Raw genomic sequence first — 21,039 nt, 5'->3', positions numbered from 1 at the left:
TAGAAGGAAATAGGTAAGTAGCGCAAAGTATCCATGAATATTCGTGGTCATTCTCGATTACTACCCCATTGGTAGGAGAAATGATAAAATCACGTATCATGAAGGAATTTTGGGTATAAGGGTCGTATACCATTATTAGGAATTATAAAATGTCGATAAGTTGTTATATCAATGTTTATACATTTCCAGTTATCCGTATTATGGTAAAAGTTGAAGTCGTTTTATCAACGGAAAACAAATGAATTGATTATTATATTAAAATTATTATAAATAAGTATTGATTTTTTTCTGAGAAGCTTTATCATTATATACATAAATATTAATGAAAAGGTGGTTCAATTATGTCGAATAAGAAAAACCTTACTACAAGCTGGGGAGCGCCAGTTGGAGATAATCAAAACTCGATTACTGCCGGAGAACGCGGCCCGGTACTCATTCAAGATGTACATTTATTGGAAAAACTAGCCCACTTCAACCGTGAACGTGTGCCTGAACGTGTAGTTCATGCGAAGGGTGCCGGTGCATTCGGAACTTTCGAAGTAACGAACGACCTTTCTCAGTACACGAAAGCTAAACTTTTCAATGGTGTGGGCAAAAAGACAGATCTTTTTATCCGTTTCTCCACAGTTGCAGGTGAATTGGGTTCTGCTGATACAGTCCGTGACCCGCGTGGATTTGCTGTTAAATTCTACACGGAAGAAGGAAACTACGATATCGTCGGTAATAATACGCCTGTATTCTTTATTCGCGATGCGATTAAATTCCCTGATTTCATTCATACACAAAAAAGAGATCCTAGAACACATTTGAAAAACCCTACGGCTGTTTGGGATTTCTGGTCACATTCACCAGAATCTTTGCACCAAGTGACAATCCTGATGTCCGACCGGGGCATTCCTGCTACACTTCGTCATACACATGGTTTCGGAAGCCACACATTTAAATGGGTGAATGCTGAAGGACAAGGCGTTTGGGTGAAATACCACTTCAAAACAGAACAGGGCATCAAAAACCTTGATGTGGATCTAGCTGCAAAACTAGCAGGTGAAAACCCTGATTACCATACGGAAGATCTTTTCAATGCGATTGAAAAAGGGGACTTCCCTGCATGGAAATTATATGTTCAGATCATGCCTCTGGAAGATGCGGATACATACCGTTTCGATCCATTTGATGTGACGAAGGTATGGTCTCAAAAAGATTATCCGTTGATCGAGCTTGGCCGTATGGTATTGAACAGAAATCCTGAAAACTACTTTGCTGAAGTAGAGCAAGCCACGTTCTCACCAGGAACATTCGTACCGGGAATTGAAGCTTCCCCAGACAAGATGCTTCAAGGACGTCTATTCGCATATGGAGATGCACACCGTTACCGTGTGGGCTCGAATCACAACCAGCTTCCGGTTAACCGTCCGAAAGTGGAAGCGAATAACTATCAGCGTGATGGCTTCATGCGTGCTGATGACAATGGCAAGGGATCTGTTTATTATGAGCCAAATAGTTTTGGAGGCCCTGCCGAATCAACGGAAAATAAAGTGACTCCTTTCGAGGTGACTGGGCAGGCTGCACAAGTCGGTCATAATAGTGATGATCACTACACTCAAGCAGGTGACTTATACCGTCTATTAAGTGCCGAAGAGAAAACTCGTCTTGTTGACACAATCGTGGGCGCAATGAAACCTGTCGAATTGGAAGAAATCAAGCTTCGTCAAATCGGTCATTTTTACAAAGCCGATCCAGAATACGGAACCCGCATAGCCGAAGGTTTAGGTTTGCCCGTACCGCAAGAAGCGTAAAATATGGGACTCTCAATCTATTAAATGAAATCAGGCATCCATTCATGAATGGGTGCCTGTTTTGTTTTGTTTATGGAGGGCTCCGTTATATAAGTGGCACCCGACAAGTTCGGTAAGAATATATAGTTATAAATGTTTGTAAGGAAGTCAGGCTGTCAGATTAATTGGGGGCCAGTTACTTAAATTATAAAGGGTGGAATTTATGACTAGTAAAAAGAATCGGGTGTTAGTAGGCAGTCCAATTTACCAGAAACCAGATATTTTACAAAAGTTCCTGCTCTCACTTAAAAGGTTGGATGTGGAGGGACTGGAGCTTGGCATTATCTTCATTGATGACAATGAAGATGAGCGATCAAGCAAAATGCTCGAGGATTTCGGTCAGGAGCGGAACAATGTAAAAATACTGGCATCCAATCAAAGCGATGTATATGTGTGTAATGGCATTACCCATTATTGGAATGAGAATCTAGTATGGAAGGTCGCTGATTTCAAAAATATGATGATCGAACACGCGATTAAGGAAGACTATGATTATTTATTTCTAATCGACTCGGACCTCCTGCTATACCCTTTGACCATCAAGCAGCTTATTTCTGCCAAAAAGGATATCATCTCTAATATTTTCTGGACAAAATGGCAGCCTGATGCCCAAGAACGGCCCCAAGTATGGTTATACGATGAATACACCCAATGGGAGATATCACGCGGTCAAGAGTTGGCGGACTCGGAGATCACCACACGTTATCAGTCGTACATCCAACAGATGAGAACACCTGGTGTTCATAAAGTTGGGGGCCTGGGTGCCTGTACACTCATCAGCCAAAAAGCGTTGAAAGCAGGTGTGAATTTTAAAATGATTGAGAATCTATCATTTTGGGGTGAAGACCGGCATTTTTGCATCCGTGCGGCAGCTTTAGGGTTTTCCCTGTATGTTGATACCCACTTGCCCGCTTATCATATATACAGGGATTCGGACTTGGACGGTGCGATGGAATTCCTTGATCGGACGGATAAGCGGGGGGCTTCACCTTCAGGGGCATCCCGTCCCAAATTAACGCTGAGCATGGTCATCAAAAATGAAAGTGACCGTTATCTAAGGAAGGTTTTAGAGGAAATTCGTGATTATATTGATGAAGCCGTGATTATTGATGATGGAAGCACGGACGATTCCGCAGAGGTTTGTTTAGAGGTATTGAAGGGGATATCGGTGCGTATCATCAGGAATGATGTCTCCAAGTTCTCCAATGAAATAGAACTTCGTAAACAACAATGGTCGGAGACGGTGAAGTCAAATCCCGAGTGGATTTTAAATCTTGACGCTGATGAAATGTTTGAAAAAAGATTCAAAGAGGTAGTCAGGCAGCTGATAAGTGATCAAGAAGTGGATGTATATTGCTTCCGATTATATGACTTTTGGAATGAAACCCATTACAGGGAGGATGAACACTGGTGCGCTCACCGGTATTACCGGCCGTTCCTGGTCAGGTATCGGGAGGGGTTTGAATGCAAATGGAACGATAGGCCGCAGCATTGTGGGAGATTTGCAGAAAATGTCTTTGAATTGCCTCACAAGTTATCCGACATTCGCTTAAAGCATCTGGGCTGGGTCAAAGAAGAAGATCGGATGGCGAAATTCAAAAGATATCAGGAATTAGACCCTGAGGGGACATATGGAATTAGTGAGCAATATGTAAGCATTCTGGATGATGCCCCCAATTTGGTTCGTTTTGAGGAGTGACTTTTCTATTGGTGAGGGTGCGTTGCGTTGGCAATAATTAAATCGAATCAGCATACATTTGGTTAAGAGGAGGTGCAGTATGGACGTTTTTGTGCGGCAAAATGATTCCTTGTGGTATTATAGCCAATTATTCAAGGTGAATTACCAACTTATTATTGATTCCAATAGTGGGATTGATCCACTTGCACTTATGATTGGCCAACAAATCAAAATTCCTGGCTTTACGACGACCAGTTATAATATTAAACAAGGTGATTCGTTATGGGCAATTGCCAGGTCACGTCATCTTACATTGGATGCGCTATTTTTGGTTAATCCCAATCTCAACCCGAATGCCCTGCAAGTTGGTCAGACAATTTCTGTGCCATTAAGAATTACGTGGAGACTAATTCAGGGTAACAGGGAATATGATTATGAGAAGATGATGACCGATGTAAGACGTTTGAAAACTATCTATCCATTTATTAAAACCTCCCCGATCGGTGACTCTGTGCTTAAAAGGGATATCCCTGAAGTGCAGATTGGAAATGGTAACAAACGAGTTCACTATAATGGTTCCTTTCATGCGAATGAGTGGATAACGACGCCTGTGATCATGACCTTTTTAAATGATTATTTACTTGCAATCACGAATCAGGCTGACATCCGAGGTCTATCCCTGTTTCCCTTTTATCAACAGACGATGCTGTCGATCGTCCCAATGGTGAATCCGGACGGAGTGGAGTTGGTTCTTAAAGGCCCGCCTGCAGATGAGTCATTGAGACGACGACTCGTGGAATGGAATAATGGAAGCGAAGACTTCTCAAGCTGGAAAGCAAATATTAACGGGGTGGATCTGAATGATCAATTTCCCGCCAAATGGGAACTGGAAAAAGAACGCAATAATGTAACGGAGCCAGGTCCGGCAAATTATTCCGGTGAAGGGCCGCTTACACAGCCAGAAGCCATTGCAATGTCAGAGTTGACAAGAAAACGTGATTTTGGCAAAGTCCTTGCATTCCATACCCAAGGAGAGGTCATTTATTGGGGGTTTGAAGGTTTGGAACCGCCTGAGTCGGAAACGATAGTCAATGAGTTTGCGAGGGTCAGTGGATATGAGCCTGTTAAATCCGCCAATAGTTACGCAGGGTATAAGGATTGGTTCATTCAGGATTGGCGCAGGCCGGGGTTTACCGTGGAGCTGGGCAAAGGAACGAATCCCCTCCCTATATCACAGTTCGATGAGATTTATCAGAAGTCGCTTGGGATTTTCTTGGCAGGATTATATATGTGAATTTTGTCCAAATGAAAAAGCTCAACTCCGTTACCATGGGGAAGAGCTTTTTAGTCTTATAAACTATTAGACTTGCAACGGTGAGGGCTGCTGCAAAAAATAAGTAAAGTCATGCTTTACTTATCGATTGCATGATTGACACACTTTTAGTCTGAAATTAACGGACATTCTCCATGTCCCAGTAATATTGCAGCCCTTACAAAAGGAATTCTATTCGTTTTACGGTAAGAAGTTTAACTTCCTTAACGCTAGTATTGGCCCCACCTACGCCAGATACTGTGACGGCCACGCATGCCATCCAACCTAATTTCATTATAATAGAAAGCGCTTACATTTTCAAAAATAATCGTAATGCAAATTTCGACATTCGCATATGTGTCCCTTATCAGTAAGAGGAGAATGGGCGTATTACTGATAAGGGGACTATAAGATTCAAGTTAATCTGCAATGAACTCCTGCAGCTTTTTTGTCAGTCCGCCACTGCCAAATTTAATGAACTTTGTATTTCCAGCTTCTTGTGCCGGGGGAGCAGCAAACTCCAAAAAGGCTAAAAGGTTGATCCTTCGGTAAAGTATATGGTCAATGCCATATTGATAGAACCAATTATCGATTGCATTGTAAACTCCTCTATTCAGGGCATATTGTTGCCGGCACCATTCGAAGAATAATCTGTCAGGCAGATTGATGTACTTCATGTCGCCAAGGCGGTCATTTTTCTCCTCATTCAAAATAGGGAAAATGGGCCTTACCAATTTCTTTTGCATCGTATATTTCCTCCCTTATTGATAAAAACGAAAAGGCTCCCTACTCATGTTGAATAGGGAGCCTCCAGTGAACTGGTCAGCTTATATTTTTTAATTTAGCATAAAACTTATTATTCTTATTTGTCAAGTGTGTATTTAAAAAACTTAAATGAAATACGTTTGTTTTATATTTTAGGTGCAATTTAAATGGAAATACGAATAAATATTTATGTTTATTCATTTATAGTTCGTATATAATGATTTTGAGGATACGGAGGAGGAGAGACTGAATGTATAAATCGAAAAAGATTTTATTATTGGGCTCGGGTGAATTGGGGAAAGAGGTCATAATTGAAGCGCAGAGACTGGGTGTGGAAACCGTTGCTGTAGACCGCTATGAACATGCCCCTGCCATGCAAGTCGCTCATCGCAGTTATGTGATCGATATGCTGGATGCGGAACAACTAAGGGGTATTGTGGAAAAAGAACAACCCGATTTGATTGTACCGGAAATCGAAGCCATCGCTACATCTGAATTAATCAAATTGGAAGAGAAAGGCTTTCATGTCATTCCGACGGCAAGGGCGGCTAAATTGACAATGGATCGTGAAGGAATCAGGAGGTTGGCTTCTGAAACCCTGGAGATTCCGACCGCAGCCTACAAATTCGCCGATACATATGAAGAATTTGTTCAAGCTGCCAAGGAAGTAGGATTTCCCAATGTCGTAAAACCGCTGATGAGTTCCTCAGGTAAAGGTCAAAGTGTGTGCCGCACGGAAGGTGACCTGGAGGATTGCTGGAGAATCGCGATGGAAGGCGGACGGGTTCAAAATGGACGGGTGATCATTGAAGAATTTATCCGTTTTGATTCGGAAATCACGCTGCTTACTGTCCGGGCCATAAATGGTACCATGTTTTGTGCCCCAATCGGTCACATTCAGCAGGGCGGGGATTATATTGAATCCTGGCAGCCGCATAATATGACAGAGGCTCAAATTATGGAAGCGAAAAGAATTGCCCATGCCATTACGGATGAGCTTGGAGGGTACGGATTATTCGGAGTTGAACTTTTCCTTTCAGGGGATAAAGTCTATTTCAGTGAAGTTTCCCCACGACCTCATGATACGGGGCTAGTGACTTTAGTGACTCAGAATTTATCGGAGTTTGCCTTGCATATTCGGGCGATTCTAGGATTTCCCATCCCGGAAATCACGCAGATCAGCCCAGGTGCCAGCCGTCCATTAAAAGCGCGGGATGAGTTATCGGAATATTCTATAGTCGGTGTTGAACAGGCTTTGGCTTTACCTAATACACAAGTGCGTCTTTTCGGAAAACCTGTTACAAAGGCAGGTAGAAGGGTCGCAGTCGCCCTGTCGACTGCCGATTCAATCGAGTTGGCGAGAGTGAATGCGGCCCGTGCTTTGGAATGCTTAGTTGTAGAGAAGTAGGATAGATTTTGTCTATAGTCTGACTCTAAAGCATCCTGATAGGGTGCTTTATTTTCTTCCGCATTGATTTTTAGCACTTTCAAATTCCTTACAAATCATCCTGATTTGAAGACATTGAATGAAAAGATCACTTACCCCCGCTCGTGTTAACTAAATCTTTTCACTTCTCCAACACTAACAACCCTTATAAAAGGGGCAAGCTAATTCCGTGGCCTGTCCCTTTACCTTGTCTTAACAATTATCCTGCTGCAATTTTACATAGCCTTGACATTGAGTTCATCTTCATCACCTATAGTTTAATTAAATAGAAAACAATTAAAGGGAGGCTATTCATTTGAATCGCACATGGAGTAAAAAGGTATTGCCAATCACACTAGCTTCAGCATTGGCATTTGGAGGTTTTTCATGGTCCGCTGCGGATCGTGTTTCGGCAAAGGATAAGACAAAAAAAGACCCGGAAATCAAGAACGTGATATTCATGATCGGTGACGGCATGGGTGTGTCCTACACCTCCGCTTACCGGTATTTAAAAGATAACCCTGGTACGAAGGTGGCAGAACGGACAGAGTTTGATAAATACCTGGTTGGCCAGCAGATGACTTACCCAGAAGACTCTGCACAAAATATAACGGATTCAGCTTCTGCCGCAACGGCAATGTCTGCCGGAGTGAAGACTTATAACGCTGCGATTGCAGTGGATAACGATAAATCTGAAGTCAAAACCGTATTGGAAGCAGCAAAGGAAAAAGGAAAAGCGACGGGATTGGTTGCCACTTCAGAAATCACTCATGCTACACCTGCATCTTTTGGCGCCCATGATGAAAATCGGAAAAACATGAATTCAATCGCAGACGATTATTATAATGAATTAATCAAGGGCAAACATAAAATTGACGTCCTATTGGGCGGTGGGAAGTCCAATTTTGTCCGGCCTGATGTCAATTTGGCGAAAGCCTTCGAAAAAGACGGCTACAGTTATGTGACTGATAAAAATCAAATGCTTAAGGATAAAAATGAACAGGTCCTTGGTTTATTCGCTTCTGAAGGACTACCGAAAATGATTGACCGCCCTAGTGAAACGCCTTCTTTATCTGACATGACAAGTTCGGCGATCCAGCGCTTGAATAAAGACAAAGATGGATTCTTCCTCATGGTCGAGGGAAGCCAGGTCGATTGGGCCGGACATGATAATGATATCGTAGGTGCAATGAGTGAAATGGAAGACTTTGAAAAAGCATACAAAGCGGCCATCGAATTTGCGAAGAAAGACAAACATACCCTAGTGGTGGCTACTGCGGATCACTCTACAGGAGGATTCTCGATCGGGGCAAAAGGAATATATAACTGGTATGGTGAACCGATCAAGGCAGCCAAACGCACCCCTGACTTCATGGCGGATGCCATCGTCAAAGGAGCCGATGTCGAAAAGACGTTAAAGCAATATATTAATCAAAATGAAGTGAAGCTAACTGACGCTGAAATCAAAACGGTAACAGAAGCTGCCAAATCAAAAAATGTGACGAACGTCGATAATGCCATCGAAGCCATATTTGACAATCGGACCAATACTGCATGGACTACCGGGGGACATACAGGTGAAGATGTTCCGGTTTACGCATATGGACCATATAAAGAACGTTTTGCAGGCCAAGTCGATAACACGGATCAAGCTAAAATCATCTTTGATCTATTAAAGAAGTAAAAACGCTTCAGGGAGGGATTCAATGAACAGACTGATGATTGGTGCCCTGTTATTAACCGCATTTGGTGCTCTTAATACACAACCAGCTTACAAAGAAGAAACGACAGCTAAAGAAAAAACAGAGGAAATTGCACGACCACTGGTAAAAGAGGATGTCTATGTTCCGAATCCACAGCTTCCTGATGATATAAAATTGAACCAGATCGGTCAGAACGTTTCTGATGCAAAAGGCGAATTGACTTTGAAGGCCTATAATAAAGTGAATGAAACAGTGAATGTAGGCCCGATCGAGGTTAAAGTCAAAGAAATGAAAGTGATGCATGCCACTCCGGATTACAGTATGATTGATTTCTTCCACGGCTATACGCATGATGAGGATTTCGATATCGTAAAAATGAACGTGGAAATCAAAAACAATACGGATAAAAAAATCAAGTTTTCCCCAGTTGCCTTCCTTGAAACGGACAGTGGAGAGCATCTGACATGGGAAGATGATATCTACTTGGAAGAACTTGCTGGTGAAATAGAAGGAAACGGTTCAAAAAGCGGAAACATTGGTTTCATTGTAAGTGATGGGAACATAAAGGGCATATCCTTCATGACAAGCGATGCGGTGGATGAAGAAGGGGAAGTCCTTGCAAAAGGCAAGTCAGCTGAATTCGCTTTTTAAAGAATATGTATAAATGCCATGGAAAAATAAGATACTAGAACAAGTGATGGGGATTACTATCACTGAACGGAATATCCAAATCCTAATGATGAGGTGACACAGAATGAGCTATAAAGATCAATTAGATCCACATTCTCAAAAGTTTCACCATAATTGGACAAGACCTAAGCGTTCAAAATCTCAAGTTAATGGACATACGCAAGAATCACAAACGAACATTATACTAAGAAGCAATGCAAAGGCTCACAGGTGGTAACGGATATTTCCGACAAAGAAGGAGGCTCCCAGCGAGTCTTCTTCTTTATATTTAATCCAGAAAACCAAATCAAGGCATACATGGCTTTTCACTCATAATTATGATACCATTTACCTTTAAGATTGAAGTGATAAGCTTGGCGTGAAACTGGAGTTTCGTTTCCGATTGAACGTTTCACTTTATACAAATAGAGGACGTGAATTGTAATGATTAAAATTGAAATCCCTGCAGCGGATATAAGCATCAAACAAAGAAAGCAAGTTATAGAAGGAGACGAACCTGTCATTCCTGAAATTTTCGGGTTTATCGATTTTCATTTGATTCCCCGTGATAAAGGCGGCATCATCTTGTTTTACAATGAGAATGATGAACTGATTTTTGTCGGTAAGGCCCGTAAATTAAGACCAAGGGTCAAGAAGCATTTCGAGGATAATGTTTCTCCGATTAAAGAGCATCGTAATGAAGTCAAGAAAATTGACATTCTTTTAGTCGAAGACGCTATGGAGCGGGAAATCTATGAAACGTACATGATCAATAAGCTTCATGCTAAATATAACGTCGACAAAGTGTTTTATAAATAAGAAGTACCTATGAAAGGCTGACTGCATATGCACTCAGCTTTTTTTGTGTGCAAACTTAAGTTTACATATGTCCAAAAATAATTTCATACATTTACAGCTGCTACATGCCAGGTTAACATTGTTGGTTTATATTTAGAGTATTCCAATACATTCTCAGGAGGAAGCTATTGAAGAAAATACTTTGTAAAAAGGTGTTAGTTATCTCAATCGGGACAGTGATTGCCTTTGGGAATTTAACGTGGTCCGTGTCACAAGCCTCAAAATTGGCGAAACAGAGAGAAATTGAAACTTTTGAACAAAAGACAGTAAAATCTTCAGGGTGGGAAATGGCGGAATAAGCATAGTGACGAATGATTTTTTTCTCGATTTGCAACAAAGAAAAAGAAAAATGTATTGGAAAATGAAACGTTGTGGATGACCAGCAGCTTGTCAAAAATACATTAAATGATATAGCTCAATGGAGGTTCTTTACACAAGATGTTATGTGTGATTGGGCTTCCTTTTAATTTTTGTTTTAAGTTTCATGAAGAATGTCAGCACCGTTCATTTATCAATGATTGCACCTGGAGCAGGATTGGAGCAATCGTGATTACATTTGTCAGTAAAAGTATTCGGAGGCAATTTTAAAAAAACTTGCAAATAGTAATGATTACGTTTTATTATTAAAGGGTGTTTTTACTTGAGTGATAGCTTCGGTATTTAAATCGTAATGATTTTGATTTACAGGAAGGTATCAGGTAAAGGAGTGGTAAGTGATGGAGATGAAGAAAATTCCGGTTACGGTATTGAGTGGATACCTTGGTGCGGGAAAGACGACGCTTTTGAATCATATTCTTGAAAATCGGAATGATCTGAAGGTTGCCGTCATCGTTAATGATATGAGTGAAATCAATATTGATGCGTCTCTGATCAAGCAGGGAGGGTTTACCAGGACGGATGAAAAACTGGTGGAAATGCAGAATGGCTGCATTTGCTGTACGCTTCGTGAGGATTTGATGATTGAAGTGGAGAAATTGGCGAAACAAGGGGACATTGATTACATCGTGATTGAATCGACTGGGATAAGTGAACCGGTACCTGTAGCTCAAACCTTCTCGTATGTTGATGAAAGCATGGGAATTGATTTAGGGGAATATTGCCGGCTCGATACGATGGTTACCGTTGTTGATGGGTATAACTTTTGGCAAGACTTCACTTCTGGAGAATCCCTCATTGACAGGATGCAGGGAACTGATGCCGCGGATGGCAGGGAAGTGGTCGATCTATTAATAGATCAAATAGAGTTTGCCAATGTCATCCTGTTGAATAAAATCGATCTAATTGATGCTGACGCCGTTGAGGAATTGAAAGCAGTTCTTCAAAAAATGAATGCCGATGCGAGGATCATCGAAACAAACCATTCCAAGGTGCCGCTAAAGGATGTATTGAATACACATTTATTTGATTTTGAAGAGGCAAGCCAAGGAGCCGGTTGGATAAAGGAATTGAATGAAGAGCATATTCCGGAGACCCTGGAGTACGGGATTTCTTCCTTCATTTACAGAAGGAAAATACCCTTTCATCCCGAGAGGCTGATGGAGTGGTTGGAGAACTGGCCCGTACAAGTGGTGAGGGCAAAGGGCTTCCTTTGGTTGGCAACGAGAAATGATACGGCAGGCTTGCTATCGCAGGCAGGACCGTCATTAACTTTACAAGCAGCCGGTAAATGGATTGCAGCATACCCTGAAGAAGAACAGCGCCGAATTTTAAAGGAGGCACCTGAATTATTGGAACGGTGGGATGCAGTATACGGTGATAGGATGACGGAGCTGGTGATGATTGGCATTCAAATGAATCGACAGGAAATCGAAACTGAATTAGATCAATGCTTATTGACGGAAACTGAGTTGCAGCAGGATTGGTCTCTGTACGAAGATCGATTGCCTGCATTCACGGAAATCGTTCATTAAAAAACTTTAGGAGGAAACAAAAATGAGAGTGAACATTACTTTAGCATGCACAGAAACAGGGGACCGAAATTATATCACGAGGAAGAACAAGCGGAATGACCCGGACAGGATCGAATTGAAAAAGTACTGCCCGCGATTGAAGAAACACACGCTTCACCGTGAAACGAAGTAATTTTAAGATTTAAATCGTAATGATTATGTTTTATTGGAGAGAGGGATGTAAAAGTCGGGAAGTTCACGTTGGAATGGATCATTAGTGGGCGAGGCATTCAAGTATGATGATGGCTGCAGTATGGAGTCATTACCATGTTCTCCATCCGTACAATTGGTGTACATGCTCCCGATTTCCAGGAATATATCGGGAGCAAGACAGGCAGCGGAACGAATTGTGAACAGTTTATAGAATCTATAAAAAAATCTTTTAAAAAGGAGAATATGAATGGCGAAAAAATCCAAGGTGATAAAAGCGCAAAAACAATTGGAAATGGTCGAAAAGTATGCACAGCTTAGAAAGGAATTGAAGGAGAAAGGGGATTATGCATCATTGGCCAAACTCCCTCGTGATTCATCGCCGATAAGGGCCCACAATCGTTGTGGAGTAACGGGGAGGCCTCGTGGATATATGCGGAAATTCAACATGTCACGTATCGTTTTTAGGGAGCTTGCTCATAAAGGGCAATTGCCAGGTGTCAAAAAGTCAAGCTGGTGAAGCGGGAAAGGATCAAGTTCATTAATAAGAAAAGGAGCCTATGTTAAATAAGGGGTTGTTATCTTGGAATTTTGTTGAACTTGACGAAGCGGCTTGTAAAGTGAGCGTTTAAAAAAGCAGAAGTCTTTAAGACTCTGCTTTTTACCTTTGGAAAAATTCAATCCACTCTTTTTCCGGTCCATATACGTAGAAATAGCGATAACCATTTGGAAGGGTGACTATCTCTTCATCAATCAGCTCAGTGTTATCCAAGCTTTTGATCCGGGCGTATTCTTCTTCGATATCATCCACGGTAATGGCAAAATGGTGGATCGTTGCCTCGGATGGCAGTGTGTCACTATATCCCTGAATCAATTCTATTTCTGTTTCGTCTGACTCTTCGTATCCCAGAAATGCTAGTTCGATTACCCCATTAGTATGTGTCATGCGTGCTTTTAATTTTAATTCCAGCACATCTTGATAAAAGGCGATGGATTTTTCAAGATCTTTTACAACGACGCCAATGTGATCGACCCTTTTCACAGCCAAGAAATCTTCCTCCTTCATATGTCCAGACGCAAAATGATAATATTAGTATATATAAGATTATTCGAAATTAAATTACATTTTTATAGCCGTTTTTAGATAATTTTTTAAATGATGTTAATTAAGGGAAAGTATTGGTAAATAATAAAAAAATGACAAATGGCTTATGGGATAATATTTTTCTTCCATAATTTTTCTGGATTCTTTTCTTGTAAAGAATGGCATTCATCATTTTCCAGGGCAAAAATTTGTTTCTAAATGGAATAGTCGATATACTTATTGAAACAACTCCATTATTAATGGATAGGAAAGGAGAGGTAGTATGGGAAAAATTCGTGAAGGTGAAGTTTTCACCCTTACCGATGACAGCGATGAAGGCCATGAAGTTGAGGTTTTAGGATCATTGGATGTAGAAGGAACGGAATATGTAGCAGTAGGTTTGCTTGAAGATATTGAAGAGGATACAGATGAAGATATCGATATTTTCTTTTTCAGGGTCGAAGGTGAAGGTGAACTGCTCGATATCGAATCGGATGAAGAATTCGAAAAGGTATCGTTGGCGTTTGAAGCGGCATTTGAAGCGAAAGAATGACAAGATAAAAGGCGGCACATTATGTGTCGCCTTTTTTTATGTATAAAGAAAGTATGGGCTCCGCCTTCGCCAAATACCATGATAGCCACGCGTGCTATCCAGCCTTACTTAAGTATAGGGCACTATTATTGATAGGACGTGTACGATATATGAATATTTTGTTAATAAACGGAGTATTTTTCCATATCAAAGACATAGGATAAAAAGTGGAGGTGATGGGATGGCCGTTGTTAAGCACACTGATGCCGATATTGCCTTATTGGCAAGATTGCTTAGGGCGGAAGGCGAGGGTGAAGGTGATCAAGGCATGTTGATGATCGGTAATGTAGGGGTCAATCGGATTAGGTCGAATTGTTCCGATTTCAAAGGATTGAGGACGATTCCAGATATGATTTATCAGGAGCATGCCTTTGAAGCTGTACAGAAGGGATATTTTTATCAGCGGGCAAGGGATAGGGAAAAAAGGCTTGCGCGACGGAGCGTAGGTGGTGAAAGGCTATGGCCCTCTAAATTTAGCCTATGGTACTTCAGGCCACCGGGAGATTGTCCGGCAACCTGGTATAATCAGCCCCTGGTTGGGCGTTTCAAGCTTCATTGCTTTTATGAACCAACAGGTACAGAATGTCCGAACATTTATAATACATTTTAAGGAGGAGGCTGAACCTTATGGAGGTTTGGCCTCTTTGTGCATCAGTCTTTAACTAGGAAAAATCAAATGATAAAACTGGCAAATGATTTACTGATAATGTAAAATTGAGACTGTAAATTTCCGGATAAGAAAGGAATAAAAAATTGATGAGTAAAAGGCTTATTAATTATGGACAAGGGCAAATGGGAATACAGCCGGAGGATAATACCGAGAAATTTAAATCTTTCATGGAGAATAACCCGGACGCCATTTCCATTGTTGATCTGGAAGGAAATACACTTCAGGTGAATGTAGCTTTTGAAGAGTTTTTCGGTTGGACGAATGAGGAGCTCATTGGCATGCCGTTTCCTATTATTCCTGATTTCTTGAAGGAATCAGTCAATGAATTGCATGACCAGATTAAGGCAGGGGTACAAAAGAAAGGCTTTGAAACGGTCAGGTTAAGGAAGGATGGCCAGTTAATCGATGTAAGTATCTCCCTGTTCAATATTCAGGATGATGAAAATGAGCCGTGCGCCCTGGTTTTCGTTTATCGGGATATCACGAATCAAAAACTTGCTGAAGCTGCCTTGAAGGAAAGTGAGCAAAGGTATCGCAGTTTAGTGGAGGTGTCACCTGAAGCGATTTTTGTGCATCGCAATGGGATCATCGAGTATATGAATCCCATGGGGGCGAAAATGCTTGGGATGGATAGTGTGGAGGATATTATCGGTAAATCGGTTTTTCAGTTCGTTCACCTGGAGTCCCGGGAAAGTGTACAAAAAAGAATCGATATCATGAGGGATGATCATCAGGCGGTTGGTTTACTGGAACAAAAATTCATTCGACTTGACGGACAAGTATTTTATGGAGAAACACTCGGTCTTCCGATTATTTATAAAGGTCAGCCGGCCATACAGGTATTCTGCAGGGATATTACGGAGCGTAAAAAGACCGATGAGCTGCTCTGTAAATCCAATATGTTATCAGCGGTAGGACAGATGGCTGCAGGCATCGCACACGAATTAAGAAATCCATTAACTACGGTCAAAGGATTTTTACAATTATTAAGGGAAAATCCTGAGCAAAAGGACTATCTTGAAATGACGGTCAGCGAAGTTGAAAAAATCGAAACCCTGGCCAATGAATTTTTAAGTTTAGCAGAGCCTGAAGCGAAGGTTTGTGAATACATCCAGCTTAACGATATATTGGATAGTGTGATTACGTTAGCCGAGTTACAAGCGATATTGAATGATGTTGAATTCATCAAGGAATATAATACGGATTCGGCATCTGTCTTTGGCGAACCGAATCAGTTAAAACAAGTATTCACGAATGTCGTCAATAATGCGTTAGAGGCCATGCCGAATGGCGGCAAACTTCATATACAGTTACACCATGGAGGAGCCTCTGCAATGATCCGATTCATTGATTCAGGCTGCGGAATCTCAAATGAGCGTATGCAGCATTTAGGGCAGCCATTTTATAGCACCTCTGAAAAAGGAACGGGGTTTGGGCTCATGGTCAGTACTAAAATCATCCATGAGCATAATGGGGAAATTCATTTCAGCAGCGAAGTGGGAAAAGGGACGATTGTAGAGATCAGACTTCCTATCAATGAAAGTTCACAATGAAAGTGACGAGAAGCCATGCTCTCGTCACTTTTTTGGTTTATAGCTTAACGATCGTTCTGCCTCTTGCTTCCCCTTTTAATAGGGTAGGAAGGACGTCAGGCAATTCATTAAGTGTAATTTCCTGTTGAACAAGCTGTTCTAAATGCTCGAGTTTAAAGTCGGTGGCAAGGCGATGCCATACTTTCAATCTTGTTTCCATCGGGCAATTGACCGAATCAATCCCAAGTAGATTAACCCCTCTTAAGATGAATGGAAAGACGGTGGTAGGAAGGCTTGTACCAGCTGTCAATCCACTGACCGCCACAGCTCCGCCATACTTGATTTGGCTAAGGACTGAAGCTAACGGTTCGCCGCCGACGGGATCTACCGCCCCGCTCCACTTCTGTTTGCCCAGTGCCCGCAGCTTGCCATCATATACTTCTTCACGCGATACGATGGTCGCCGCACCGATTTCCTTCAAATATTCATGTTCCGATTCTTTTCCTGTACTCGCCTCAACGGAATAGCCGAGTTTGGAAAGGATCGAGACTGCAAAACTGCCGACCCCGCCAGTTGCACCAGTGACAAGAATGCTACCTTGCCCGGGGGTGAGGTTATTTTCTTCCAGTCGCAGAACCGATAAGGCTGCAGTGAAACCGGCCGTTCCGATGATCATGGCCTCTTTCATTGTAAGGCCCTCAGGAAGCGGGACGATCCACTCTGCAGGAACACGGGCAAATTGACTATAGCCCCCTGATTGGGAAACGCCAATCCCGTAGGAGGTCGCAATGACTTCGTCTCCTTCTTTAAAGCGGGAATCCGCAGATGAAACGACAACACCAGCCATGTCTATTCCCGGAACGATCGGATAGCTGCTGACAATGTTTCCATTTGGAATTGCTGCAAGGCTGTCTTTATAGTTCACACCGGAATAATGAACACGGATGAGCACTTCGCCTTGAGGTAGATCATCAAGAGATAGTTGCTGAATGTTAACGGTGAATTGATCATCTTGCTTGTTCACGACCAATGCATCAAATTGCTGTATCATGGTTCGTTCCCCCTTAAAAATAATGAATCTACCCCATTATAAATGAAAAAATATAGGAATGTATAATGATACAATTCGAAATAAGTAGCGCTCGCTTTTCTTTCTGCTTCTAAAAATGGTACTATTAGATTTGATTCAGTTCATATTAAAGGAGATGTTTAACATGGCTAAAAAAGGATACATACTTATGGAAAATGGAGAAAAAATCGAATTCGACCTTTTCCCGAACGAAGCACCGAACACAGTGGCTAACTTTGAAAACTTGGCTAACACAGGATTTTATAATGGTGTAGTCTTTCACCGTGTAATCCCTGGTTTCGTAAGCCAAGGCGGAGATCCAACAGGTACAGGTGCAGGCGGAAGCGGCAAGCAAATCAAATGTGAAACAGAAGGAAACCCTCATAAACATGAGGCAGGAAGCCTATCGATGGCACATGCCGGAAAAGACACAGGCTCAAGCCAATTCTTTATCGTGCATGAACCACAACCGCATCTTAACGGTGTTCACACAGTATTCGGTAAAGTGACATCTGGACTTGAAACAGCCAAAGCTATGAAAAATGGCGACAAAATGGAAAAAGTCGAAGTTTTTGACGCTGAATGATGAAAGCGAAAAGAGGGGGCATTATGCTCCCTCTTTCTTTTTGCACTGTTCATGAGTGGAAACAGGGGAATGTAGAGTCATTTTGGTGTCATGCTTTCAGTGAAATGATATTCGACCTCTGTCAAGGCTTCCGAAATGGACCATAATCTTTTCGAGATTTCTTCATTATATAAGGAATCGATGATATCGTCTTTTCTCGGAAAGCCTTTCCTGCTCTTCTTTCCATCGGGTCCGATATACTCCCCGCCTGTTAATGTAGGTTCCGTTGCGGCATAAAGGGTAGGCAATGCTCCCATGCTCGCCGGCTGGGTGATGGTTTTCGAAAGAAAATGCACGAATCTATTTATGGGTTTGCCAGATCCGCGAGACATGAGATTAGTATGGGAAAGGCCCGGATGACAGGCGATGCTGATCGGGTTTGCATCATGCTGGTTGAATTTATTCTGTAATTCGCGGGCGAAGAGTAGATTCGCCAGCTTGCTTTGCCCATAGTATTTCATTGGTTTATAACCGCTTTCACCATTTAGGTTTTCGAAGTCTATATATCCATTGATGGCGGCCAAGCTGCTCAATGTGACCACACGCGATCTTGGCGTAGAAAGGATACGCGGAAGAAGGAGGCCTGTCAAAGCAAAATGACCGAGATGATTGCTGCCGAATTGCAGCTCGAAACCATCTTTCGTCTTACTGTATGGCGGAATCATCACACCTGCGTTATTGATGAGGACGGATAGAGAGTCATAGTTTTCCTGAAAGGAATCAGCAAAATGCCGAATGCTGCTTAAATCACTTAAATCCAGCTGCATCACGTGTACATTCGCCTTAGGATGGACCGATAAGATTCTATCGACTGCCTTTTCACCCTTTGAAGCATTCCGGACTGCAAGGATGATCTCTGCCCCCTTACCGGCCAGTGCAAAAGCCGTTTCGAAGCCAATTCCACTATTTGCACCAGTAATCACAATGGTTTGCCCCGATACATCTGCCATTTCTTCGCCATTCCACTTTTCAATCATCCAATCACACCTTCCCACACAGTCTATACCTATCATATACCCAAATAATTCCTATATGTCACATTCTGTGGCGGGAACATGTGCTGTGTTCTTTTTTTTTAAAAAAACTCTTTTTGTTAAGACTGTTGTTTTTAAAACGAAACGATTTAAGGTTGATTGGAGCGGAAGTGCGAGACTCCTGCGGGAGCAGCGGGACAGGTGAGACCCCACAGGCGTTTACGCCGAGGAGGCTCACCGCCCGCCCCGCGGAAAGCGAGCAATGGAGGGGAAATCAACCACACCGCAATACTTGGTTAGAAACAAAGTATGCGAAAACAGCCTTTTAAAAAATTAGCCGCCCATTAAATAATCCATTATATTTTTCAAAATCAGAATGACGGTTACTATGATAAATAATACCCTTACATATGCCACTCCCTTCTTAATGGCGAATTTGGATCCGGCCAATGCACCTGCTATCATGGAGATCCCCATCGGTATTCCGTAAGAAAAGTTGACGGTATCAAGGAATATGAACATGATCAGTGCTGCCAGATTGCTTCCGAAGTTCAAAAATTTTGCATTTCCTGCAGAGTGCAAAAAATCAAAGCCAATCATTAAAAAGGCAAAGAGAATGAAGGATCCCGTTCCAGCGCCCAAAAACCCATCATAAAAACCAATGGCAAATATAGCGAAGGCAAATAGTGCAGCCTTTTGCCATGTGAGTTTATGGTAAGTCGATTTCTGTCCCCAGTCCTTTTTAAAAAAGGTATAAATGGCAATAGCTATTAATAGAACCAAGATCATTGGCTTTAATAATTCAGGCGAGACGAAATTAACAACCCAAGCGCCCAGCAGGGAACCTATGAAAATCAGGGGGAAAAGTTTGGATACCAATCGAAAATCAACCTTACCTGAGCGAATGAAGGCAATGGTGCTTGTTAAAGACCCCATGGAACTTGCTAACTTATTTGTTGCGATCGCTTGAGAGGGGGGAAGTCCTGAAAATAATAAAGCAGGTATGGAAATCAGGCCTCCGCCGCCTACCACAGAATCAATGAATGCTGCCAAAAATCCGAAAAACATCAGCAGCAAGAGTGTTGAAATTTGTATATCCTCCATCCAAGAAGCCTCCATATCAATGGCATTATGGCTGAAATGCTTGTTATGCAGAAGCCATAATCCAAAGTTTTTCTATTAGTCACTATTTAGATAGTAACTAATAAAAACCATTCTGTAAATGAGAATATTATGAGTCATACCTTTTGAAATCGAATAGATTTCGATAAGAGATTTGGTATGATAGGATATAACTTACTAAAAGCACTAGGAGGTACTATGCAAGATATCATTCAAAAACTACAGTCTCTCGGGTTTAGTCAATATGAAGCAAAGGCTTATGTTTCTTTGGTTCGCCAAGGTCCAACCAGTGCCTATCAAGTAAGCAAGGAATCAGGAATTCCCAGGGCCCGCATCTATGAGATATTAAACGGATTGCAAGAAGAGGGAATCGTCTTAAAAGAGGAAATCAATGACTCGATAAAATATTCACCGCTACCAGTCGATGTGTTTTTGGAATCGGTTCAATCAAAATGGAACAATACCTATCAATCCATCAGCCATACACTAAAACAATTCGAGAAAATCGAACCGATGTCCGACAATCGTGTAATGACGCTAAAGGGGGAAGAGCATATCCTTTCCTTTTGCCGTACTCTGATTCACAAAGCCGAGAAAAGGGTGGTGGTTTCCTTATGGGACGAGATGTATCGAAAACTCGAACAAGAGCTAAAGGGGGTTGCCGCGCATTGCACTCTTAAGGGGATTGCCTTTCAGGTTGAAAATCCATTATCAGATATAGACATACATCGCAAAACAAGTTATGTGGAAAATATCGGAGAAAACAAATGGTTCATCTTATCCATCGATGGCAAGGAGACGATTTACGGCCCTTCTCCCGAAACGAGAGAAACGGCGTTCTACACAGATGATCCCATCCATATTAATTTTCTCGAAAATTACATTTGGCATGATATCCTCGTTAACCGCTTGGTTAAAAAGAATGAAGAAGATACCGAGAATTGGATTTCAAGTGAAAGAGACCGGTTTTTCTCCCTATAGAAAAAAGCTGATAGCCCCATTGCAGGGGGGCTATCAGCTTTTTTA

The 21,039-nt window shown here is 41.9% G+C and carries 22 protein-coding genes; 17 read left to right on the top strand and 5 right to left on the bottom strand.

All coding sequences use genetic code 11. From position 1 onward, the window contains the following. The first annotated feature begins 341 nt into the window (after positions 1-341). The 3 genes from katA to JNUCC41_RS06480 all read left to right on the top strand — a co-directional run bounded on the left by katA (position 342) and on the right by JNUCC41_RS06480 (position 4,807). Positions 342-1,796, top strand: a complete 1,455-nt coding sequence (gene katA / locus JNUCC41_RS06490; RefSeq protein ID WP_192206876.1) for a catalase KatA — start codon at positions 342-344, stop codon at positions 1,794-1,796. A gap of 202 nt (positions 1,797-1,998) precedes the next feature. Next, complete coding sequence (locus JNUCC41_RS06485) at positions 1,999-3,534, top strand: glycosyltransferase family 2 protein (RefSeq protein ID WP_192206875.1); 1,536 nt, start codon at positions 1,999-2,001, stop codon at positions 3,532-3,534. A 79-nt stretch (positions 3,535-3,613) separates the two neighbouring features. Beyond that, positions 3,614-4,807, top strand: a complete 1,194-nt coding sequence (locus JNUCC41_RS06480) for a M14 family metallopeptidase (protein ID WP_192206874.1) — start codon at positions 3,614-3,616, stop codon at positions 4,805-4,807. 437 nt (positions 4,808-5,244) lie between these two features. On the opposite strand, the gene JNUCC41_RS06475 is transcribed toward JNUCC41_RS06480, so the two are convergent. Next, on the bottom strand, positions 5,245-5,571 hold the full coding sequence (locus JNUCC41_RS06475) for a hypothetical protein (protein WP_228467555.1): 327 nt from the start codon (positions 5,569-5,571) through the stop codon (positions 5,245-5,247). A gap of 269 nt (positions 5,572-5,840) precedes the next feature. On the opposite strand from JNUCC41_RS06475, the gene purT reads away from it, so the two are divergent. The 9 genes from purT (at position 5,841) to rpsN (ending at position 12,865) form a co-directional block, all read left to right on the top strand. Further along, positions 5,841-6,998 carry a phosphoribosylglycinamide formyltransferase 2 gene (purT, locus tag JNUCC41_RS06470; RefSeq protein WP_192206873.1) on the top strand — a complete coding sequence of 386 codons (1,158 nt, stop codon included), beginning with the start codon at positions 5,841-5,843 and terminating at the stop codon, positions 6,996-6,998. Between the two features lie 334 nt (positions 6,999-7,332). Then, positions 7,333-8,700: an alkaline phosphatase gene (locus JNUCC41_RS06465; RefSeq protein WP_192206872.1), complete on the top strand. Its 1,368-nt coding sequence runs from the start codon at positions 7,333-7,335 to the stop codon at positions 8,698-8,700. Positions 8,701-8,722: 22 nt separating this feature from the next. Then, on the top strand, positions 8,723-9,370 hold the full coding sequence (locus JNUCC41_RS06460) for a DUF4352 domain-containing protein (protein ID WP_192206871.1): 648 nt from the start codon (positions 8,723-8,725) through the stop codon (positions 9,368-9,370). 103 nt (positions 9,371-9,473) lie between these two features. Then, a complete protein-coding gene (locus tag JNUCC41_RS06455) occupies positions 9,474-9,626 on the top strand; it encodes a YpzG family protein (RefSeq protein ID WP_072272311.1) in 153 nt (50 codons plus the stop codon). Between the two features lie 200 nt (positions 9,627-9,826). Next, complete coding sequence (locus JNUCC41_RS06450; protein ID WP_192208066.1) at positions 9,827-10,207, top strand: nucleotide excision repair endonuclease; 381 nt, start codon at positions 9,827-9,829, stop codon at positions 10,205-10,207. A 167-nt stretch (positions 10,208-10,374) separates the two neighbouring features. Continuing rightward, positions 10,375-10,545, top strand: a complete 171-nt coding sequence (locus tag JNUCC41_RS06445; RefSeq protein ID WP_181762212.1) for a hypothetical protein — start codon at positions 10,375-10,377, stop codon at positions 10,543-10,545. Between the two features lie 417 nt (positions 10,546-10,962). Beyond that, positions 10,963-12,156, top strand: a complete 1,194-nt coding sequence (locus JNUCC41_RS06440) for a GTP-binding protein (protein WP_286182393.1) — start codon at positions 10,963-10,965, stop codon at positions 12,154-12,156. A 22-nt stretch (positions 12,157-12,178) separates the two neighbouring features. Continuing rightward, the gene (gene rpmG / locus JNUCC41_RS06435; protein ID WP_192206870.1) at positions 12,179-12,328 is read left to right on the top strand and encodes a 50S ribosomal protein L33; all 150 of its coding nucleotides are present in this window, start codon (positions 12,179-12,181) and stop codon (positions 12,326-12,328) included. A gap of 267 nt (positions 12,329-12,595) precedes the next feature. After that, positions 12,596-12,865 (top strand): 30S ribosomal protein S14, encoded by a 270-nt coding sequence (rpsN, locus tag JNUCC41_RS06430; protein WP_192206869.1) that lies wholly within the window; start codon positions 12,596-12,598, stop codon positions 12,863-12,865. Between the two features lie 141 nt (positions 12,866-13,006). Here the strand turns inward: rpsN and JNUCC41_RS06425 are convergent, their stop codons facing one another. Further along, positions 13,007-13,411, bottom strand: a complete 405-nt coding sequence (locus tag JNUCC41_RS06425; RefSeq protein ID WP_192206868.1) for a VOC family protein — start codon at positions 13,409-13,411, stop codon at positions 13,007-13,009. Positions 13,412-13,712: 301 nt separating this feature from the next. Between JNUCC41_RS06425 and JNUCC41_RS06420 the strand changes: the two genes are divergently transcribed. The 3 genes from JNUCC41_RS06420 (at position 13,713) to JNUCC41_RS06410 (ending at position 16,244) form a co-directional block, all read left to right on the top strand. Next, positions 13,713-13,982, top strand: a complete 270-nt coding sequence (locus tag JNUCC41_RS06420) for a DUF1292 domain-containing protein (protein ID WP_034310405.1) — start codon at positions 13,713-13,715, stop codon at positions 13,980-13,982. Between the two features lie 220 nt (positions 13,983-14,202). After that, positions 14,203-14,631: a cell wall hydrolase gene (locus JNUCC41_RS06415; protein WP_192206867.1), complete on the top strand. Its 429-nt coding sequence runs from the start codon at positions 14,203-14,205 to the stop codon at positions 14,629-14,631. Between the two features lie 146 nt (positions 14,632-14,777). Then, positions 14,778-16,244: a PAS domain-containing sensor histidine kinase gene (locus JNUCC41_RS06410; RefSeq protein ID WP_192206866.1), complete on the top strand. Its 1,467-nt coding sequence runs from the start codon at positions 14,778-14,780 to the stop codon at positions 16,242-16,244. 37 nt (positions 16,245-16,281) lie between these two features. Here the strand turns inward: JNUCC41_RS06410 and JNUCC41_RS06405 are convergent, their stop codons facing one another. Then, entirely contained in the window at positions 16,282-17,274 is a 993-nt protein-coding gene (locus JNUCC41_RS06405) for an NADPH:quinone oxidoreductase family protein (RefSeq protein WP_192206865.1), read from the bottom strand. 163 nt (positions 17,275-17,437) lie between these two features. Here JNUCC41_RS06405 and JNUCC41_RS06400 point away from each other — a divergent pair, with 163 nt between their 5' ends. Beyond that, entirely contained in the window at positions 17,438-17,878 is a 441-nt protein-coding gene (locus tag JNUCC41_RS06400) for a peptidylprolyl isomerase (protein WP_192206864.1), read from the top strand. Positions 17,879-17,955: 77 nt separating this feature from the next. Here the strand turns inward: JNUCC41_RS06400 and JNUCC41_RS06395 are convergent, their stop codons facing one another. After that, a complete protein-coding gene (locus JNUCC41_RS06395) occupies positions 17,956-18,894 on the bottom strand; it encodes an oxidoreductase (protein ID WP_192206863.1) in 939 nt (312 codons plus the stop codon). Positions 18,895-19,224: 330 nt separating this feature from the next. Next, the gene (locus tag JNUCC41_RS06390; protein ID WP_192206862.1) at positions 19,225-19,995 is read right to left on the bottom strand and encodes a sulfite exporter TauE/SafE family protein; all 771 of its coding nucleotides are present in this window, start codon (positions 19,993-19,995) and stop codon (positions 19,225-19,227) included. Between the two features lie 216 nt (positions 19,996-20,211). On the opposite strand from JNUCC41_RS06390, the gene JNUCC41_RS06385 reads away from it, so the two are divergent. Then, a complete protein-coding gene (locus tag JNUCC41_RS06385) occupies positions 20,212-20,994 on the top strand; it encodes a TrmB family transcriptional regulator (protein WP_192206861.1) in 783 nt (260 codons plus the stop codon). Positions 20,995-21,039 lie beyond the last annotated feature (45 nt).

This window comes from Brevibacillus sp. JNUCC-41, assembly GCF_014844095.1.
In the GTDB taxonomy this organism is placed as follows: Bacteria; Bacillota; Bacilli; order Bacillales; family DSM-1321; genus Peribacillus; species Peribacillus aracenensis.
The sequence above is the reverse complement of the archived record's forward strand: the minus strand, read 5'-3'. Positions and strand labels throughout refer to the sequence as shown.

What these genes read in the sequence shown, in the direction of transcription:
- katA (WP_192206876.1), top strand. Translation starts at nt 342, where the DNA reads ATGTCGAATAAGAAAAACCTTACTACAAGCTGGGGAGCGCCAGTTGGA.
- JNUCC41_RS06485 (WP_192206875.1), top strand. Translation starts at nt 1,999, where the DNA reads ATGACTAGTAAAAAGAATCGGGTGTTAGTAGGCAGTCCAATTTACCAG.
- JNUCC41_RS06480 (WP_192206874.1), top strand. Translation starts at nt 3,614, where the DNA reads ATGGACGTTTTTGTGCGGCAAAATGATTCCTTGTGGTATTATAGCCAA.
- JNUCC41_RS06475 (WP_228467555.1), bottom strand. Translation starts at nt 5,571, where the DNA reads ATGCAAAAGAAATTGGTAAGGCCCATTTTCCCTATTTTGAATGAGGAG.
- purT (WP_192206873.1), top strand. Translation starts at nt 5,841, where the DNA reads ATGTATAAATCGAAAAAGATTTTATTATTGGGCTCGGGTGAATTGGGG.
- JNUCC41_RS06460 (WP_192206871.1), top strand. Translation starts at nt 8,723, where the DNA reads ATGAACAGACTGATGATTGGTGCCCTGTTATTAACCGCATTTGGTGCT.
- JNUCC41_RS06455 (WP_072272311.1), top strand. Translation starts at nt 9,474, where the DNA reads ATGAGCTATAAAGATCAATTAGATCCACATTCTCAAAAGTTTCACCAT.
- JNUCC41_RS06440 (WP_286182393.1), top strand. Translation starts at nt 10,963, where the DNA reads ATGGAGATGAAGAAAATTCCGGTTACGGTATTGAGTGGATACCTTGGT.
- rpmG (WP_192206870.1), top strand. Translation starts at nt 12,179, where the DNA reads ATGAGAGTGAACATTACTTTAGCATGCACAGAAACAGGGGACCGAAAT.
- rpsN (WP_192206869.1), top strand. Translation starts at nt 12,596, where the DNA reads ATGGCGAAAAAATCCAAGGTGATAAAAGCGCAAAAACAATTGGAAATG.
- JNUCC41_RS06425 (WP_192206868.1), bottom strand. Translation starts at nt 13,411, where the DNA reads ATGAAGGAGGAAGATTTCTTGGCTGTGAAAAGGGTCGATCACATTGGC.
- JNUCC41_RS06420 (WP_034310405.1), top strand. Translation starts at nt 13,713, where the DNA reads ATGGGAAAAATTCGTGAAGGTGAAGTTTTCACCCTTACCGATGACAGC.
- JNUCC41_RS06415 (WP_192206867.1), top strand. Translation starts at nt 14,203, where the DNA reads ATGGCCGTTGTTAAGCACACTGATGCCGATATTGCCTTATTGGCAAGA.
- JNUCC41_RS06410 (WP_192206866.1), top strand. Translation starts at nt 14,778, where the DNA reads ATGAGTAAAAGGCTTATTAATTATGGACAAGGGCAAATGGGAATACAG.
- JNUCC41_RS06405 (WP_192206865.1), bottom strand. Translation starts at nt 17,274, where the DNA reads ATGATACAGCAATTTGATGCATTGGTCGTGAACAAGCAAGATGATCAA.
- JNUCC41_RS06400 (WP_192206864.1), top strand. Translation starts at nt 17,438, where the DNA reads ATGGCTAAAAAAGGATACATACTTATGGAAAATGGAGAAAAAATCGAA.
- JNUCC41_RS06395 (WP_192206863.1), bottom strand. Translation starts at nt 18,894, where the DNA reads ATGATTGAAAAGTGGAATGGCGAAGAAATGGCAGATGTATCGGGGCAA.
- JNUCC41_RS06390 (WP_192206862.1), bottom strand. Translation starts at nt 19,995, where the DNA reads ATGGAGGATATACAAATTTCAACACTCTTGCTGCTGATGTTTTTCGGA.
- JNUCC41_RS06385 (WP_192206861.1), top strand. Translation starts at nt 20,212, where the DNA reads ATGCAAGATATCATTCAAAAACTACAGTCTCTCGGGTTTAGTCAATAT.